The following is a 16,045-nucleotide window of genomic DNA, read 5'->3' on the forward strand; positions in this document are numbered from 1 at the left end:
GGTACCAAGGAATTTCATTAGCCGCGGACCAGCCAGACGATGCCAACGCCGATGGCGATTGCAACCAGTCCGCCGATCCGTAGCACATTTTCCGGCATCGACAGCACTTCCGCGGCGAGTTTCCGAGCCAACGCTGGAAACCCGCCATAGACCAGCCCCTCGATGACGAGGACCAGGCCGATTGCCGCCAGGAAATCCTGCACCGCCCGCTACTGGGCGGTGCTGGGTTTTGCCGCAGGCGCGGCAGGTGCCGTCGCAGGCGCCGGTCCGGGGGCGGGCTTGCTGCCCGGATCGCGGAAGTAACGGAAGAACTCCGACTCGGGCGACAGCACCATGGTGGTTCCGGTGTTGTCCAGCGCGGTGCCATAGGCATTCATCGAGCGATAGAAATCGAAGAAGGCCGGGTCCCGCTTGTAGGCGTCGGCGAAGGTGGCGCTGCGCTGCGCCTCGCCCTCGCCGCGCAGGATTTCCGATTCCTTCTGCGCCTCGGCGACGATCTCGACGACCTCGCGGTCGGCCCTGGCTCTGATGCGTTGCGCCGCCTCGTTGCCGCGCGCTCTCAGCCGCTCGGCTTCCGCCAGGCGTTCGGCCTTCATGCGATCGTAGGTCTGCTGCGATACTTCCGCGGTCAGATCCGTCCGGCGGATGCGCACATCCTCGATGTCGAGGCCGAGCGACGTCGCATCCGGACGGAGTTGATCGCGCACCTCGCGCATCATGACGCCACGCTCCTCGGAAAGCGCCGCCTCGAAGTCGCGCAGACCATAGACGCGGCGCAGCGCCGCATCGAGACGCGTCTTCAGCCGGGCTTCGGCGAGTTCCACCTGCCCGGACACGGCCGCACGGAAGGTGCGCGGATCGGAGATGCGGTAGGCGATGAATGCGTCGACCTCGTAGAACTTGCCGCCGGAGACCTGGACGCGGATGTTGTCGAGGTCGAAGCGCATCACTTTCTTCTCGACCGTCTGAACACTGTCTGCATCGAAGAAGGCGAATGGCGCCTTGAAGTAGATGCCCGGCTCGGTCTTGACGTCGATGATCTCGCCGAACCTCAGCACGATCGCCTGCTCGCCCGCCTTGACGACGAACACCGACGAATAGAGCAGGAACAGAAGGACGGCCGCGATGACAGCGATGATGGGAAGACGGTTGGCCATCACTGGTTACCTCCCAGCGCCGGCGCCGGCGGCGCCTTCGGCTGCAGTGCAGGCAACGGCAGGTAGGGAAGCACGCCCTGCCCGTTGCCCTGCTCGACGACGACCTTGCTCGAGTCCTTCAGGATCCTCTCCATCGTTTCCAGATAAAGGCGCTTGCGCGTCACGTCGGGCGCCTTGGCGTATTCGTTGTAGACGGAGATGAAGCGCTGCGCCTCACCTTCGGCTTCCTGCACGACGCGGTTCTTGTAGGCGGCGGCATCCTCGCGGATCTGGGCCGCCTGGCCGCGCGCTTGGCCGAGCTTCTGGTTGGAATACTGGTTGGCCTGCTCGACGAACTTGTCCTCGTCCTGCTCAGCGCGCTGCACCTCGTCGAAGGCGTCGGCAACTTCCCGCGGCGGCGCCGCGTCCTCGATCGAGATCGCATTGACCTGCAAACCGGTCTTGTAGCCGTCGAGGGTGTTCTGGACGATCTCACGCACCGAAGTGGCGATACCCTGGCGATCGTCGCGGAAAATGTCCTGCGCCGGGCGCCGTCCGACGACCTCGCGCATGGCGCTTTCGGCCACTTGCGTCAGCATGCCGTCGGGATCGGACACGTCGAACAGATAGGCCTTAGGGTCGGAGACCTGATAGGCGACCGAGAACTGCACGTTGACGATGTTCTGGTCGCCGGAAAGCATGAGGCCCGAGCTTGTGCCCGATCCGCCGCCGATGCTGACGAGCTGCTCGGATATCTTGGCCGTCTCGACCGTTTCGATCGGCCACCAGTGGAAATGCAGGCCGGGCTGAGAAAGCTCCTCTTTCGGCTTGCCGAAGCGCAGTTCGACAGCCACTTCGTCAGGCTGCACGGTGTAGATCGCCTTGAAGGCCCAAAGCACGACGAGCGCGAGCGCAATCAGCCCGAGGACCGCCGGACTGGCGCCGCCGCCGCCCGGAAGAGCGCGCCGCAACCGGTCCTGGCCGCGGCGAATGATGTCCTCGAGGTCGGGAGGCGAACCCTGTGGGCCACTCGGGCCCCGCGGTCCCTGCCCCCAGGGTCCCTGATTGCCGCCGCCGCCCCATGGGCCGCCGCCGCCGCTCTTGTCGTTCCAGGGCATGAATGTCCTTTCGCTTCGGTTCCCTCAGGCCTTGCGGCGCGATCCTAGCGCATGCCCCCGAAAACCGGTACCGGTTTTCGGAAAGGAATCATGCGCCAAATCAAAGTTTTACAGCGGCCTTTTGCGCATCCGGTTGGACACGCGGCGCTGTACTGTCGTTCTTCTATAGGGACGCCGTGACGTGCTTTCAACGCGGCCAGCCACCTGTGCCGTCCGATTTAGGCGGCCAGCGACCCTTTGTCGTCGTCACTGACCGTCGCGTCGCCGCTCGTAGACCGTGTAGCGCGTCGCGTGGCTGTCCTTTTCGCCCACCGGGAAATCTTCGGATCGGACGATCCGCCAGATCGCCGGATCGATCGGCGGGAAATGGGCATCGCCATCGACCGCCGCCAGCACATGCGTCACATGGAGACGATCGGCGAGCGGCAACGCCTGGGCGTAGATCTCGCCGCCGCCGACCACGCAGATCTCCTCGGCACCCGCCATGCAGCGCCCGCGCACCCTGGCAAGCGCGATCGCTTCGTCGAGCGAATGGGCGACTTCGATGCCGTCGGTCCGCCACCCCTTGTCTCGCGTCACCACGATGTTCAGCCTGCCGGGCAGCGGCCGGCCGATGCCTTCAAAGGTCTTGCGGCCCATGATAATCGGCTTGCCCATCGTGTCGGCCTTGAAGCGCTTCAGATCGCTGGAAAGCCGCCACGGCAGCCCGCCTTCGCGTCCGATCACGCCGTTTTCGGCAATGGCGACGTAGATCGCGATGTCCATCAGCCGCCGTTCCCGCCATTGTCCGACGGCTCGAGCAGCAGGATGTCGATGTCGTGCTCGGGATAAAAATCCTTGGCCGTCATCTCGAACGTCGTCGGGCCGACCTTGCGGACGTTGTCGCCGCAGAAGGAAACCAGATTTTTGGCACTGCCCTTGTCGGTGGTTAGCTTGAAATTGCCGATACTGCCGGACGCCCAGTTGCCGCCCGTGGTCAGGATGTAGGCGATGCGGCTTTCGAAATATTTCGGATAGCCGTCGGGATTTTCCTTCGCTGCCTTGCGCACCGCGTTCTCGAACGTCTTGTCCATGCAATAGCGGGCCTTGTAAGTGTCGTATTGCCCTTGGAACTTGTCCTCGTAATAGAAGCTGACCGAGGACGTGCCGCCGACGCTCGGCTTGTAGCGGTGCGAAACATGGACTTGCTTGTTGGCCGGGAAGGTCGAGCGCCACCAATAGGTCGAGCGCAGCTGCCAGAACGGCGCGTAGGCGGTTTGCATGCCCGAACCGTCATCGGCGGTGTCCTCGATGATGATGCCGCGGTCTTCCCAGTCCGCGGCGACGGCCTTCGGTAGCTTCGCCAGCGCCGCCTTGGCGCCGTCGCCGAATGGATAGAGCGGCACGTTCTGCGCCTTGAGGTCGGCGGTGATGTCGATGCCCAGCGCAAACGCCTTCTGTTCGAGCTGCGGCTTGGCGTCGACGCCGTCGATCGTCACCTCGAAGCCGAGGAAATTGTCGCTCTGCGCTTCCGGGATCGCCGGCATCTCGTTCGGATCGCCCTCGATGTCGGGCATCGGGAACGCAACGATGGCGCTGACATCCTTGTCGGTGTTGTTGCGAAAGACATAGTCGACCGTCACCTTCTCCGGCGAGATGAAAAGGTCCTCGCTTTCCATGGCGACGGCGTCGCTGCGCGACAGGATCAGCCCGCCGGTTCCCAGTTCCGCGACGGAATCGTTGGCGAAGGCAGGTGCTGCCAGGAGTGCCAGCGCTGCAGTCAGGACAGTGCGGAACATGGATCCCCTCTCGACGGCAATACCGGGATCATCCGGATGCGCCTTCCATCTAGAGCAATTCCTGGAGAAGTAGCTAGAGCAGTTCAGCGTTTCTGCCAAAACGACGGACTGCGGCAACCCGGTTCATAGCCTTGCGTTCGCGCATCGCTGCCCGCGCCTGTCTGGACACCGGCCGCCCGATCGGGCAGGAGAACGCTTTATGCGCAAACTTCTCGTCATCGGCATCGGCGCCGGCAATCCCGAACACATGACGGTCCAGGCCATCAATGGCCTGAACCGGGCAGACGTGCTGTTCATTCCCGACAAGGGCGCCGACAAGAGCGACCTCGCCGAGCTTCGCCGGCAGATCTGCGACCGCTTCGTCACCAACCCGAATTCGCGCCGCGTCGAGTTCGACGTGCCGGTTCGCGCCGAGCCGACTTCGTCCTATCGCGTGACGGTCGACGACTGGCATGAAGCGATCGCCGAGATCTATGAGGGGCTGATCCGGGACGAGTTGGACGAAAACGGCTGCGGCGCCTTCCTGATCTGGGGCGACCCTTCGCTCTATGACAGCGCGCTGCGCATCCTGGAGCGCGTGCGCCGCAGAGGCAATATCGGTTTCGAGCTCGAGGTCATTCCGGGTATCACCGCCATCCAGGCGCTTGCCGCGAGCCACGCGACCGCGCTCAACCGCATCGGCGATTCGATTTTGATCACCACCGGTCGGCGGCTGACTGAGGAAGGGCTGCCGGCGAACGCCGGGAGCGCGGTGGTCATGCTCGACGGCAAGTGCGCCTTCAGCACGCTGGCCGACCCGGACGTCTTAATCCAGTGGGGCGCCTATCTAGGCACGCCGAACGAGATCGTCATTTCCGGACGCTTAGGCGATGTCGGCCCTGAGATCGAAAGGGTCCGCGAGGAAGCCCGGCGGAAAAAGGGCTGGATCATGGATACCTATCTGCTGCGCAAGCCCGGCGAACCGGAAGAATAGGCGCCCCAAAAGGCCACGATCAGCCGGCATCGATCTCCGCTTGCAAAGCCTGCATATGCGCGGCGGCTGCCGAGGCGGCTGCGCGCTCTATCGCCCTGAAGCGGCTGACGACGGCGAGGCCGACCGCGGTCAATTGCGCGCCGCCGCCTTTCCGACCGCCGGTCTGCGCTGCTACCAGCGGCTTGCCGAACACCCTGTTCATGTCCTCGACCAGATCCCAGGCATGCTTGTAGGACATCTCCATGCCGCGCGCCGCGGCCGAGATCGAGCCGAATGCGGCGATCTGCTCCAGCAACTCGATCTTGCCGGGCCCAATACGGCCGTCGGGGTCGAGGTTTATCCGCAAGCTCAGAGATGGCATCTCTTGTCCTCCGCGATCATGCCGAGCTTACCCCCTCCGCCGTCATCTCGCTATTCCAAAGCAACATAGCGATTTTGCTCTTTCGTCAACCATCGGCCTCGCCCGGCAGCCCTGCCCCGGTCGTCGCGCTGTCGAAGCTCACCGTCTTGATCACCGCGAAGACCTGGCGGCCGAGCGCAAGGCGCAAGGTATGCTTCGACTGTTCGGTGATGCGCGCTAGAACGATGGCGCCATTGCAATCGATGGCGATTTCCACCGTGGGCCCGATGCCTGGCCTGACGGCGGCGATCGTGCCCGCCAGAATATTGAGCGCGCTGAGGCCCGCCGGCCGCTCGGTCGCGATCATCACATCGCGGGCCCGGATGCGGAGCCGCACGGGCGTTCCCGTCGGGCGTGCAAGGCGCTGTACACGGATCTCGCCGGCCGGCGAGCCAAGCACCGTCATGCCGAAAGCCTCGTCATGGCGCAGCACCCTGGCGTCGAGCACCGCGCCGCCCTCGCCGCGTTCCTCCGCCGGCAAAAGGTCCAGCCGCTGCATGATCGCCTCGGTCGGCCCGCAAGCCGAGACCTTGCCTTGCGAGAGGACCACCACCTCGCTCGCCAGTCGCGCCACCTCGGCGACGGAGTGGCTGACATAGGCGATCGGGATCTTCGTCTCGTCGCGCAGCCGCTCGATATAGGGCAGGATCTCGGCCTTGCGCGCCTCGTCGAGCGAGGCAAGAGGCTCGTCCATCAAAAGCAGCCTGGGACTGGCAAGCAGAGCACGGCCGATCGCCACGCGCTGCTTTTCGCCCCCCGACAGTTTCGCCGGACGCCGGTCGAGCAAATGGCCGATCCCGAGAAGGTCAACCACCGCTTCCATATTGGCGTAGCGCTCGGCAGACGGCGTGAACCAGCGGCCATAGCGCAGGTTGCCGGCGACGCTCATATGCGGGAAGAGACGCGCGTCCTGGAAAACCATGCCGATCCGCCGCCTGTGCATCGGCACGAAGATGCCCGCGGCGGTGTCGACCAGCACGCGGCCGTCGACCGCGATCCGCCCCTTCTGCGGCCGGATCAGCCCGGCAATCAGGTTGATCAGCGTCGACTTACCGGAGCCCGACGGCCCGAACAGCGCCGTCAGCCGGCCGGCGCTTTCGAAATTCGCTTCGACGGCGAAATCGCCGAGGCGATGCATGATGTCGACCGAGAGCGTCATTCGATGTCCATCCGCCGGCCGACCCGCCGCGCAAGGATCTCCGAGGCGACCAGCGCCACCATTGAGATGACGATCGAGATCAGCGTCAGCCTCAGCGCCCCGGCATCGCCGCCCGGCACCTGCGTGAAGGTGTAGATAGCCGAGGGCAGCGTCTGCGTTTCGTTGGGGATGTTGGAGACAAAGGTGATGGTGGCGCCGAACTCGCCCATCGCCTTGGCGAAGGAGAGGATCGCCCCCGCAATCAGCCCCGGCAGGGCCAGCGGCAGCGTGATGGTGGCAAAGACCCAGAGCGGATTGGCGCCGAGGGTGCCGGCGGCCGCCTCCATCTTGCGGTCGACCGCCTCGATCGACAGCCGGATCGCCCGCACCATCAGCGGAAAACCCATGACGCTGCAGGCGAGCGCCGCGCCCGTCCAGCGAAACGAGAAGACGATGCCGAAATGCTCTGCCAGGAAGGCGCCGGCCGGCCCGCGCCGGCCGAAGGTGAGCAGCAGCAGATAGCCGGTCACTACCGGCGGCAGGATCAGCGGCAGATGCACCAGCCCGTTGAGCAGGGTCTTGCCCCAGAAGCGCCCCCGCGCCAGCAAAAGCGCGATCAGTATGCCGGGCGGCAGGCTGGCGAGCATCGCCACGGTGGCCACCTTGATGGACAGCCGGACCGCATTCCATTCGTCGGGAGTGAGGTCCAGCAGCCAGTTCATATGCGGTATGAGGTCTTTCTCAGTTGCTCGGCGCGAGCACCGTAAAACCCTGTTCCTTGAAGAGCGCGGCGGCCTTGGCCGACTCGACGCATTTCAGGAAGGCAGCCGTATCCTTGTCCTTCGAATCCGCGGTCTGGGCAATCGGGTAGATGATCGGCGGGTGTGAATCCTCGGGGAAGGTCCCGACAACCTTCACGCCCTTTTCGGCATGCGCGTCGGTGGCGTAGACGATGCCGAGCGCCGCCTCACCCGTCGACACCAATTTCAGCGCCGCGCGCACGTTCTCGGCCTGCGCGACCTTGCCTTCGACCGATGACCAGACACCGAGCGATTCGAGCGCCGCCTTGCCGTATTTGCCGGCCGGAACGGCCTTGAAATCGCCCATGGCGAGCCTGCTGTCGCCGACAAGCTTGGCGAGGTCGAAGCCCTTTTCCACCTTGGTTTCGACCTCGGATTCCTTCGGCGCGACAAGCACGATCTGGTTGCCGAGCAGCTTCACTTCGGTGTCCGGCTTGGTCAGCTTCTTGTCGGAAAGGTACTTCATCCAGTCGAGGTCGGCCGAGACGAAGATATCGGCCGGCGCGCCGCCTTCGATCTGCTTGGCCAGCGCCGAGCTTGCCGCGTAGGAAATGATCGCCGCTTCGCCGACCTCGGGCTCGCAGGCCTTGTTGACCGCATCGAGGGCGTCCTTGAGGCTCGCCGCAGCGAACACGATCACCTTGTCGTCGGCATGCGCCGCCGTCACTGCCGCCATCAACAGCGCCGCCAGACCGCCGACGGCGATCGCCTTCAAACCAAATCCCGCGCCCGTCATGAACCTCTCCCTGTCTTCACAATCCGTTCGGCCCAATGCCTTTGATCGATATATCCAGATGAACATAACAAGGGAAGGCTTTTTACCCTGCGCACCGTTGTGTGGCCGGGTCTTCCCGGCCTACGATGAAGCTCATTCGATACAGCGAAGGCCAGGGAGCGGCAAATGCAGATCAGCGCCCGCAACATCCTCAAGGGCAAGATCAGCGAAATCGTGAAGGGAGCGACCACCTCGCATGTCACGATCGACATCGGCAGCGGCTTCATCGTCACCGCTTCGATCACCAACGAAGCGGTTGCCGATCTGCAGCTCGAGAAAGGGCAAGCAGGCCTATGCCGCTATCAAGGCTTCCGACGTCATGGTTGGCATCGATTGACGGTACTAGAGCGCCCTGAAGGCGGCCAGATCCGGCCTTATACCGCGATCGGCCCCTTGATGGTTGCGTCGGCGAAATAGTTCTCGAGACGGAAATCCTCGAAGCGGAAGGCAAAGAGATCCTTCACGTCCGGGTTGATCCACATCGTCGGCAGCGGCTTCGGCGTGCGCCGTATCTGCTCGCGCGCCTGCTCGAAATGGTTCGAATAAAGATGCGCGTCGCCGAGCGTGTGGACGAAGTCGCCGGGCTTGAGCCCGGTTACCTGCGCCACCATCATCGTCAGCAGCGCATAAGAAGCAATATTGAACGGCACGCCGAGGAAGATGTCGGCCGAGCGCTGGTAGAGCTGGCAGGACAGCCTCCCCTCCGAGACATAGAACTGGAACAAGCAATGACAGGGGGGCAGCGCCATCGCCTCCACTTCGGCCGGATTCCAGGCCGAAACGATCAACCGGCGCGAGTTGGGATTCTTGCGTATCTCTTTGAGAAGGCCCGCGATCTGGTCGATCTCGCCGCCATGCCCGTCCGGCCATGAACGCCACTGCTTGCCATAGACGGGGCCGAGATCGCCGTTCTCGTCGGCCCATTCGTCCCAGATGGTGACGCCGTTGTCATTGAGATATTTGATGTTGGTATCGCCGGCCAGGAACCACAGAAGCTCGTGGATGATCGACTTCAGATGCAGCTTCTTCGTGGTGGTGACGGGAAAACCGCGCGAAAGGTCGAAGCGCATCTGGTAGCCGAACACCGAGCGCGTGCCGGTGCCGGTGCGGTCGCCGCGGTCGGCGCCGTTCTCCAGAACATGCTTCAACAGGTCGAGATATTGACGCATCGGCTTCGCCTCGATTCGGATGGCATGCAATCATAGCGGACTGGCCATCGGTCGAACACCGCAAACCCGTCACAAAAGTGGATCGTGCGCCAGAAAGGCCACGGGGCCGGCACGATGTTGTGCCGGCTGCCGACGGCCATGCCTTAGAGAGAACCCAGTTTGCCCAGATCCTTGGCGACCAAGTAATAGAAGGTCACGCGGCTCTTGGAGTTGTCGGCGGCCATCGCCTTGCAGACCTTCTCGATCGAGGCGTCGGCCTTCTTGGCGTCGGCGACGCCGAGCTTCTTGCTCGCCCAGTTTTCCCGGACGCGCTCGAGCTCTTTCGGGTCCGTGCAGGACACCAGCGAGGAATCGCGGTTCCTGAGCGCGATGCCAAGATGCTTGACGATCTTCTCGACCGCGTCGGCGCTGGCGCCGGCATCGTATTTCTTCACATCCGCAAGATAGTCGGCCATCAGACTTCCCCTCGTCGGCGCCACGGATCCTGTCGACGAGGCTTGTGGCGCGCCGCGCAACCTGTGCGCTAGGTCAGAGATTCCTCATCGCCGGCGGAGCTTCGATTGAGCAGGCGCGCAAGTCAACCCTCGGCTGTCGAGTTTGGCACCGGGGACAAGTGCCGGCTTGGCCTTTCATTTTCCATGATCGGTCCCTATATTCGCTTCGTCGGCTTGACCGACTATGGCGATAAATAGGCGATGAAATAAGCCGTTCGGACCCGGGGGCGGTACCCGGCGCCTCCACCAAAAACCGCTCTGGATGACGGAGCGGCTTTTGCTGGGGGCGAAATAGGATCGACGAAGGTGTAAAGATCGTACTTTTGCCCGGCATTGTACCACCGTCATCGGGCTAAACTTATAGTTGCCAACGACAACTATGCGGAAGCTCGTCTCGCTGCTTAATGCAGTGCGAACGCTTCAAATCAAGCCCTAGAGGTTCGCACTTCTAGGCGGGGTTCGGAGGTACCTGGCAACAGAAACCTCCACCTTCCCCCCTCTTTGCTTTCATCCGAACTCGACCGAACGGCCAAGGCTCGTCCGGCGCGCATGCGCCATCCTGCCCTCGACGCGGCCGGATTGTCACCGACGTGAAAAAGGCCGGGCAAGCCCGGCCTTTTCCGATCTTTTGTGGGTTCTCTTACTCCGCAGGCGCTTCGACCGCTTCCCGCGCGCGGCCGAGTGTCACCTTGGCCAGCGTGAACGAAATCACCGCGCAAAGCGTGATGCCGGCCACCATCGGCAGCGGCGTGCCGTCGAAGAAGAGACCCGCGACACCCATCGCCAGGGCGCCGATGGCGAAGTGCAGCGTGCCCATCAGCGCCGAGGCCGTGCCGGCGATCTCGCCATGCTCCTCCATCGCCAGCACCGAAGTCGTCGGGATGACGAGGCCGAGGAAGCCGTAGCCGACGAAGAGCAGCGCCGCCATCACGTCGAGGCGGTCGACGCCGGACGCCATGATCGCGAACAGCGCCACCATCACCGTGGCGTAGCCGGTCACCGCCACCCAGACCACACGCTTCAAACCAAAGCGATCCGCCAGCATCCCGGTCAGCTGCGACATGCCGATGAAGGCGACCGCATTGATCGAGAAGAAAACGCTGTAGACCGACGGCGACAGGCCGTAGTGGTCGATCAGGATGAAGGACGAGCTCGACAGATAGACGAAGAAGCTCGCAATGCCGAAGCCGGCAATCGCCACCAGTCCGAGGAAGTTGCGGTCGCCCATCAGATAGCGATAGCCAGCCAATGCCGTGCCGAAAGACGATCCGGCGCGCTCCTCGACCGACCGCGTCTCTTTCAGCGAGGTGGCGAGCAGGATGGTGGCCAAAGCCGCGGCGCCCGTGACTGTCCAGAACACGGCGCGCCAGCCGAAGCTCTCGATGATCTGGCTGCCGGTCAGCGGCGCCAGGATCGGCGAGACCGAGAACACCAGCATCAACAGCGACATCAGCTTGGCAGCCTCGTTGCCGGTATGCAGGTCACGCACGATGGCACGCGGAATGGCCATGCCGGCACTGGCGCCGAGCCCTTGCAGGAAGCGGAAGGCGATCAGCCATTCGATATTGGGCGCCATCGCCGAGCCGACGCCGCCGACCATGAACAGTGCAAGGCCGGCATAAAGCGGCAGCTTGCGCCCGACCATGTCCGAGATCGGCCCGACGACGATCTGGCCGAAACCCATCGACAGGAAGAAGATCAGAAGGCTCATCTGCACAGCGGCAGTCCCGGCCTTCAAATCCTCGCCGATCGAGGGCAGCGCGGGGAGATACATATCGATGGCGAAAGGGCCGATTGCGGACAACAAGCCGAGCACGACCGCGATGCGGAGGAATTTGGGACTCATGATAGGGCTTCTTTCGGATCTGGTTGCCGCCGTCGTCCGGCGTCTACCCAAGGACGTTCCATCCCGTGGAAATCCGACATCTGAGAGCGAACTCATCGTCTTTTCAGAGCGAACTTGTTCGTCTCGCTGGACCGGATTTGCCTTTATTGTGTCCACAAATTTAGACAGACTTGTCCAATTCGTCAATCACCGCTATATAGTTTTTAATGAAGCCCGGCGTCTCTCCTGACACGTTCCCGCCACGCAGCCATGAGGCCAAGCGCATATCGGTGGTTGAGGCCGCCGCTTCCGTGTTCTGCAGGGAAGGCTATGCCGGCGCCAATATCGACCTGATCGCGGCCGAGGCCGGCGTTTCACGCCAGACCGTCTACAATCATCATGGCGACAAGGAAAAGCTCTTCGTGGCGGTCGTGCGCGACCTGACGGAGCGGTGCAACGCCGGCATCTTCGCCACCATAGCCACCTTCCCCGACCAGCCCGCCGGCCTTGAGGCCGATCTTGTCGCCTTTGCGGTGCGCATGAACCGCAACTGTACCTGCAACCGCGACGGCCGCTTCCTGCGCAAGCTGATCCAGGCCGAAGGGGAGCGCTATCCGGAGCTTTTTGCCGAGTGGCGCGAACAAGGGCCGGGCCGCACCTGGTCGGCGCTTGCCGCCCGCTTCGCACGGCTTGCCTATGCCGGGCACCTCTCGATCGACGACCCGGATGTGGCGGCGCGCCAGTTCTTCGCTCTCGTCAATGCCGAACTGCAGATAACCTTCATGCTCGGCGGCATGCCGACCGAAGAAGAGGTGCTGCGATCCGCCACCAACGGTGTGAGGACTTTCCTGGCCGCCTTCGGCCGGCGGAAAGCGGCATCCGTCAGGCAGGCCGGCCTCGCCCACGCCTGAGCGATCAAATCACCGCCATCCCTCTTGGCCTCAGCGTTAGGCGCCTATATGCGGTTTACGCCGCGCTCAAGCTTGATTACAGCTATGCGGACGATTCAACGGAACCCGACCGTCACATGGCCGACGACCACATCCGCTACGACATTCTGGCCCAGGAGGCATTGCGCGGCGTCATGCGCAAGGTCCTGGCCGAAGTCGCGCGCACCGGCCTTCCGGGCAACCATCATTTCTTCATCACCTTCCTGACCGGCGCGCCTGGCGTGCGTATTTCCTCGCGGCTGCGCGAGCGTTATCCGGAGCAGATGACCATTGTCATCCAGTTCCAGTATTGGGACCTAAAGGTGACGGATGCAGGTTTCGAGGTAGGCCTTTCCTTCTCCGACGTGCCTGAAAAGCTCGAGATCCCCTTCTCCGCCGTGCGCGGTTTCTATGATCCTTCGGTGAATTTCGAACTCGAATTCGACGTCAAGGCGGAAGGCGCGGGCGACGACGACACCGCGCCGGAGCCTGAACCGATCGCGGTCGTGGCGGAAAAGAAACCGGAATCGAAGAAGAAGGCCGCCGACGCCGACAAGAAGCCGGCTGCCGCCGACACCGGCGGCAAGAGTGCCGACGTGGTTTCGCTCGACGCCTTCCGCAAGAAGTGAACCGGCGAAATGGGCGAGGTCGTCAATCTCCGCCAGGCCCGCAAGCAGAAAGCGCGCATCGAGAAGGAGCGCTTGGCCGGTGAGAACCGGGCATTGCACGGCCGCTCCAAGGCCGAGCGGGAGCGTGACCGGCTAAATTCCGACAGGACCGAGAAATTCATGGACGGCCATCGCCGCGAAAAGCCCGGCGATCCGGACCGGCACTGAGCGTCTCCGATGGCGGCCGTCGAAAAGCGCTCGGTCACGATCCGCGGCCACCGCACCAGTTTCTCCCTGGAGCAACCCTTCTACGATGATTTGCTGGCGATCGCGACGCAGCGCTCGCTGTCGCTCGCGGCCCTCGTCGCCGAGATCGATGAGACAAGGACCCGCGACGCCAACCTCTCCTCGGCGCTGAGACTTTACGTGCTCGCCTGGGCAAAGCGCGGCGGCAAGGCGTCGTGAGCGGCATCAGACGGAGTCGCCGATGCTTTGCTGTGCCCTGCTTTTCGTGCCGAAGCTGAGCAGGGCCGAGCGATCGCGTTCCTCCGCCTGCTTTTTCGACCGCACCCGCATCAGGTCCTTCCAGCCGATGTAGCCGACCAGCCGAGCGTCCTCGCGCGAGACCACCGGCAGATGCGAGACGTTGGCGAGCAGCAGCTTGTCGGACAGCCCTTCCAGATACTCGTCGGGATAGGCGAGCGTGACCTTGCTGCCGGTCAAAAGCTCGCCGAGCGTCGTCTTGCGGTGCTTGCCGGCGCGACGCCAGCGCAGAATCGCCGGCGGATCGATGAGGCCGAGCACATGACCTTGCCCGTCGACCACCGGAAAGCTTGGATGTCGGGTGTCGGGCGCAGTGAGGAATGCCGCCGCGCCATGCAGCGTCATCGCCGCCGGCACGCTCTCGACCTTGGTAGTCATCACCTCGCGCACCCTGGTCAAAGCGAAGGGATCGACGCGGTATTCGCGCACGAGGTGATGTCCGCGCCGCGCCACCTTCTCAGTCAGGATCGAGCGCTTCATCAGCAGCACCGTGACCGCGTGGGCGGTGGCGCAGGCCGCGATCAGCGGCACCAGCATATGGGTGTTGCCGGTGAGTTCGACCGCGAAGAAGGTTGCGGTTAGCGGCGCGCGCATAGTACCGCCCATGGTCGCAGCCATCGCCAGCAGCGGCCAGAAGCCTGGCGTCGCCTCGGGCAGGATGCCGGCCAGTACCGCGCCCATGGCACCCCCCATGATCAAAAGCGGCGCCAGCACGCCACCCGAGGTTCCCGAACCCAGCGCCACAGACCAGATGATGGCCTTCACCACCAGCAGCATCAGCGCGGCGGCAGCGAGCATCCGGCCATCAAGCATGTCGGCGATGTTGTCGTAACCCACGCCGAGCGCCTGCGGCTCGACCAGTCCGCCAAAGCCGACCACAAGGCCACCGATCATCGGCCACCACATCCAGTGTATCGGCAATTTCTGGAAGGCGTCCTCGCAGGCATAGACCAATTGCGTCAGCAGGCCCGAAAGCAGGCCGGCTGCAATGCCGACCAGCACCCAGCCGCCCAATCCCGCGACCGACGCCTCCATGCTGCCTGAAAACGGGAAGATTGGACCCGGCAGGTGCAGCAAGGTCCGTTCGACCTCAGCAACGATGGCCGCGACGGTGACCGGAATGAAGCTGCGCGGCGTCCATTCGAAAAGCAGCAATTCGACGGAAAGCATGATGGCGGCGATCGGCGTGCCGAACACGGTCGTCATACCGGCCGCAGCGCCCGCCACCAGCAATGTCTTGCGCTCATTGTCGCTGACCGGCAGCATCTGCGCGATCAGCGAGCCGATGGCGCCGCCGGTCATGATGATCGGGCCCTCGGCGCCGAACGGTCCGCCCGAGCCGATCGAGATCGCCGACGACAGCGGCTTCAGCACCGCGACCTTGGCGTCGAGCCGCGAGCGTCCAAGCAGGATTGCCTCGATCGCTTCAGGAATGCCGTGGCCGCGGATCTTCTCGCTGCCGAAGCGCGCCATCAAGCCGATGATCAGCGCGCCGAGCACGGGGACAATCACCGCGGCAAGCCCGAGCGGCGTGCCCTCCAGTCTAAGTTCCGCCAGCGTGAACTGGCCGAAATAGGCAATGTTGGTGGCAAGCCGGATGAGCTTCAACAGCGCGATGCCGGCAAACAGCCCAGCGGTCGCGACCACGACCGCAATTGCCGCGATGAGCAGCACCCGCGGATCGGTGGTGAAGTCGCGCAGGTGGCTGTTTCCGGTATGGGCAGATTTCATTGGGGAGCCTGAGCTTTCTGGCGGCGTAATGCTGTCCGTTTGTTGGGCGGCTACATATCGTAACACGATATAATTCTTCAAGGCCGTCTTCGATCGCTGTTCCGCGTCATTTTGGTTGCGGCTGCGCAAGGCCCTCTGTGTGCTTTGAGGAGTTGAGCTTTGGAAGGAAACGGCCATAAGTCGGAAAATGACGCATCCGAAGAAAACATCTCCCGCCATCAGCCAGGCCGACTATCAGCGGCTGTCGGAGTTCCGCTACCTGATCCGCCGCTTCCTCGAATTCAGCCAGTTGCAGGCGAATGAAGCGGGCTTGACCCCGCGCCAGCACCAGGCGCTGCTGGCGATCAAGGGTTACCCAGGTGGCGGGCCGGTGGCGATCGGCGATCTGGCCGAGCGGTTGCGCATCCGCCACCACAGCGCCGTCGAACTGGTGAATCGGCTGAGCGAGGCCGGATTGGTCGCACGGGATCAGGACAAGGCCGACAACCGCCGCGTCCTGCTGCAGTTGACGCCCCTTGCGGACGACCGCCTCGCCGAATTGTCGGCCGCCCATCTCGACGAGCTTTCGCGCATCGAGCCGATGCTGCGCCGCCTGCTTTCGCGACAGGAGCCGGTTTGAGCGCGGACA

The 16,045-nt window shown here is 63.6% G+C and carries 19 protein-coding genes, 1 other RNA gene and 1 pseudogene; 8 read left to right on the plus strand and 13 right to left on the minus strand.

The annotated features are described in order from the left end of the window. Positions 1 to 17 precede the first annotated feature (17 nt). The 5 genes from EN853_RS06255 to EN853_RS06275 form a co-directional block, all read right to left on the minus strand. Positions 18 to 203: a DUF2065 domain-containing protein gene (locus tag EN853_RS06255; protein WP_127858765.1), complete on the minus strand. Its 186-nt coding sequence runs from the start codon at positions 201 to 203 to the stop codon at positions 18 to 20. A gap of 6 nt (positions 204 to 209) precedes the next feature. Further along, positions 210 to 1,157, minus strand: a complete 948-nt coding sequence (locus tag EN853_RS06260; RefSeq protein WP_127858764.1) for a protease modulator HflC — start codon at positions 1,155 to 1,157, stop codon at positions 210 to 212. Continuing rightward, positions 1,157 to 2,254 carry an FtsH protease activity modulator HflK gene (gene hflK, locus EN853_RS06265; protein WP_127858763.1) on the minus strand — a complete coding sequence of 366 codons (1,098 nt, stop codon included), beginning with the start codon at positions 2,252 to 2,254 and terminating at the stop codon, positions 1,157 to 1,159. Before hflK ends, EN853_RS06260 begins: the two co-directional genes overlap by 1 nt. A 246-nt stretch (positions 2,255 to 2,500) precedes the next feature. Continuing rightward, entirely contained in the window at positions 2,501 to 3,019 is a 519-nt protein-coding gene (locus tag EN853_RS06270; protein ID WP_127858762.1) for a dihydrofolate reductase, read from the minus strand. Beyond that, on the minus strand, positions 3,019 to 4,032 hold the full coding sequence (locus tag EN853_RS06275) for a DUF4424 domain-containing protein (RefSeq protein WP_127858761.1): 1,014 nt from the start codon (positions 4,030 to 4,032) through the stop codon (positions 3,019 to 3,021). Before EN853_RS06275 ends, EN853_RS06270 begins: the two co-directional genes overlap by 1 nt. A 199-nt stretch (positions 4,033 to 4,231) precedes the next feature. Here EN853_RS06275 and cobF point away from each other — a divergent pair, with 199 nt between their 5' ends. Next, positions 4,232 to 5,005: a precorrin-6A synthase (deacetylating) gene (gene cobF, locus EN853_RS06280; RefSeq protein WP_127858760.1), complete on the plus strand. Its 774-nt coding sequence runs from the start codon at positions 4,232 to 4,234 to the stop codon at positions 5,003 to 5,005. Positions 5,006 to 5,024: 19 nt separating this feature from the next. Here cobF and EN853_RS06285 read toward each other — a convergent pair whose 3' ends face one another. From EN853_RS06285 to modA, 4 genes are all read right to left on the minus strand, one after another. Next, a complete protein-coding gene (locus tag EN853_RS06285) occupies positions 5,025 to 5,366 on the minus strand; it encodes a winged helix-turn-helix domain-containing protein (protein WP_127858759.1) in 342 nt (113 codons plus the stop codon). Between the two features lie 85 nt (positions 5,367 to 5,451). Next, positions 5,452 to 6,564, minus strand: coding sequence for a molybdenum ABC transporter ATP-binding protein (gene modC, locus EN853_RS06290; RefSeq protein WP_127858758.1), 1,113 nt, complete (start codon positions 6,562 to 6,564; stop codon positions 5,452 to 5,454). Then, positions 6,561 to 7,265, minus strand: a complete 705-nt coding sequence (gene modB / locus EN853_RS06295; protein WP_127858757.1) for a molybdate ABC transporter permease subunit — start codon at positions 7,263 to 7,265, stop codon at positions 6,561 to 6,563. The genes modC and modB overlap by 4 nt, the downstream gene beginning before the upstream one ends. Positions 7,266 to 7,284: 19 nt before the next feature. Beyond that, a complete protein-coding gene (gene modA, locus EN853_RS06300; RefSeq protein ID WP_127858756.1) occupies positions 7,285 to 8,079 on the minus strand; it encodes a molybdate ABC transporter substrate-binding protein in 795 nt (264 codons plus the stop codon). Positions 8,080 to 8,244: 165 nt separating this feature from the next. Here modA and EN853_RS06305 point away from each other — a divergent pair. Next, positions 8,245 to 8,455, plus strand: a pseudogene (locus tag EN853_RS06305) (molybdopterin-binding protein). A gap of 37 nt (positions 8,456 to 8,492) precedes the next feature. On the opposite strand, the gene EN853_RS06310 reads toward EN853_RS06305, so the two are convergent. Together EN853_RS06310 and EN853_RS06315 are read right to left on the minus strand one after the other, a co-directional pair. After that, positions 8,493 to 9,287: a thymidylate synthase gene (locus EN853_RS06310; RefSeq protein WP_127858755.1), complete on the minus strand. Its 795-nt coding sequence runs from the start codon at positions 9,285 to 9,287 to the stop codon at positions 8,493 to 8,495. A 143-nt stretch (positions 9,288 to 9,430) separates the two neighbouring features. Then, complete coding sequence (locus EN853_RS06315) at positions 9,431 to 9,742, minus strand: DUF2853 family protein (RefSeq protein ID WP_127858754.1); 312 nt, start codon at positions 9,740 to 9,742, stop codon at positions 9,431 to 9,433. Between the two features lie 168 nt (positions 9,743 to 9,910). Between EN853_RS06315 and ssrA the strand changes: the two genes are divergently transcribed. Beyond that, positions 9,911 to 10,271, plus strand: a transfer-messenger RNA (tmRNA) gene (gene ssrA, locus EN853_RS06320). A 150-nt stretch (positions 10,272 to 10,421) separates the two neighbouring features. On the opposite strand, the gene EN853_RS06325 is transcribed toward ssrA, so the two are convergent. Beyond that, positions 10,422 to 11,627, minus strand: a complete 1,206-nt coding sequence (locus EN853_RS06325; RefSeq protein WP_127858753.1) for a multidrug effflux MFS transporter — start codon at positions 11,625 to 11,627, stop codon at positions 10,422 to 10,424. A 206-nt stretch (positions 11,628 to 11,833) separates the two neighbouring features. Between EN853_RS06325 and EN853_RS06330 the strand changes: the two genes are divergently transcribed. The 4 genes from EN853_RS06330 (at position 11,834) to EN853_RS06345 (ending at position 13,608) form a co-directional block, all read left to right on the plus strand. After that, on the plus strand, positions 11,834 to 12,517 hold the full coding sequence (locus tag EN853_RS06330; protein WP_127858752.1) for a TetR/AcrR family transcriptional regulator: 684 nt from the start codon (positions 11,834 to 11,836) through the stop codon (positions 12,515 to 12,517). A 116-nt stretch (positions 12,518 to 12,633) separates the two neighbouring features. Continuing rightward, positions 12,634 to 13,164 (plus strand): SspB family protein, encoded by a 531-nt coding sequence (locus EN853_RS06335; RefSeq protein WP_127858751.1) that lies wholly within the window; start codon positions 12,634 to 12,636, stop codon positions 13,162 to 13,164. Positions 13,165 to 13,173: 9 nt separating this feature from the next. Further along, positions 13,174 to 13,371 (plus strand): DUF4169 family protein, encoded by a 198-nt coding sequence (locus EN853_RS06340; RefSeq protein WP_127858750.1) that lies wholly within the window; start codon positions 13,174 to 13,176, stop codon positions 13,369 to 13,371. A gap of 9 nt (positions 13,372 to 13,380) precedes the next feature. Next, entirely contained in the window at positions 13,381 to 13,608 is a 228-nt protein-coding gene (locus EN853_RS06345) for a ribbon-helix-helix domain-containing protein (protein WP_127858749.1), read from the plus strand. Between the two features lie 6 nt (positions 13,609 to 13,614). On the opposite strand, the gene EN853_RS06350 is transcribed toward EN853_RS06345, so the two are convergent. After that, positions 13,615 to 15,417, minus strand: a complete 1,803-nt coding sequence (locus EN853_RS06350; protein ID WP_127858748.1) for a chloride channel protein — start codon at positions 15,415 to 15,417, stop codon at positions 13,615 to 13,617. A 187-nt stretch (positions 15,418 to 15,604) separates the two neighbouring features. On the opposite strand from EN853_RS06350, the gene EN853_RS06355 reads away from it, so the two are divergent. Further along, positions 15,605 to 16,036 carry a helix-turn-helix domain-containing protein gene (locus tag EN853_RS06355; RefSeq protein ID WP_127858747.1) on the plus strand — a complete coding sequence of 144 codons (432 nt, stop codon included), beginning with the start codon at positions 15,605 to 15,607 and terminating at the stop codon, positions 16,034 to 16,036. Positions 16,037 to 16,045: the final 9 nt, after the last annotated feature.

The organism is Mesorhizobium sp. M1C.F.Ca.ET.210.01.1.1 (assembly GCF_004791585.1).
In the GTDB taxonomy this organism is placed as follows: Bacteria; Pseudomonadota; Alphaproteobacteria; order Rhizobiales; family Rhizobiaceae; genus Mesorhizobium.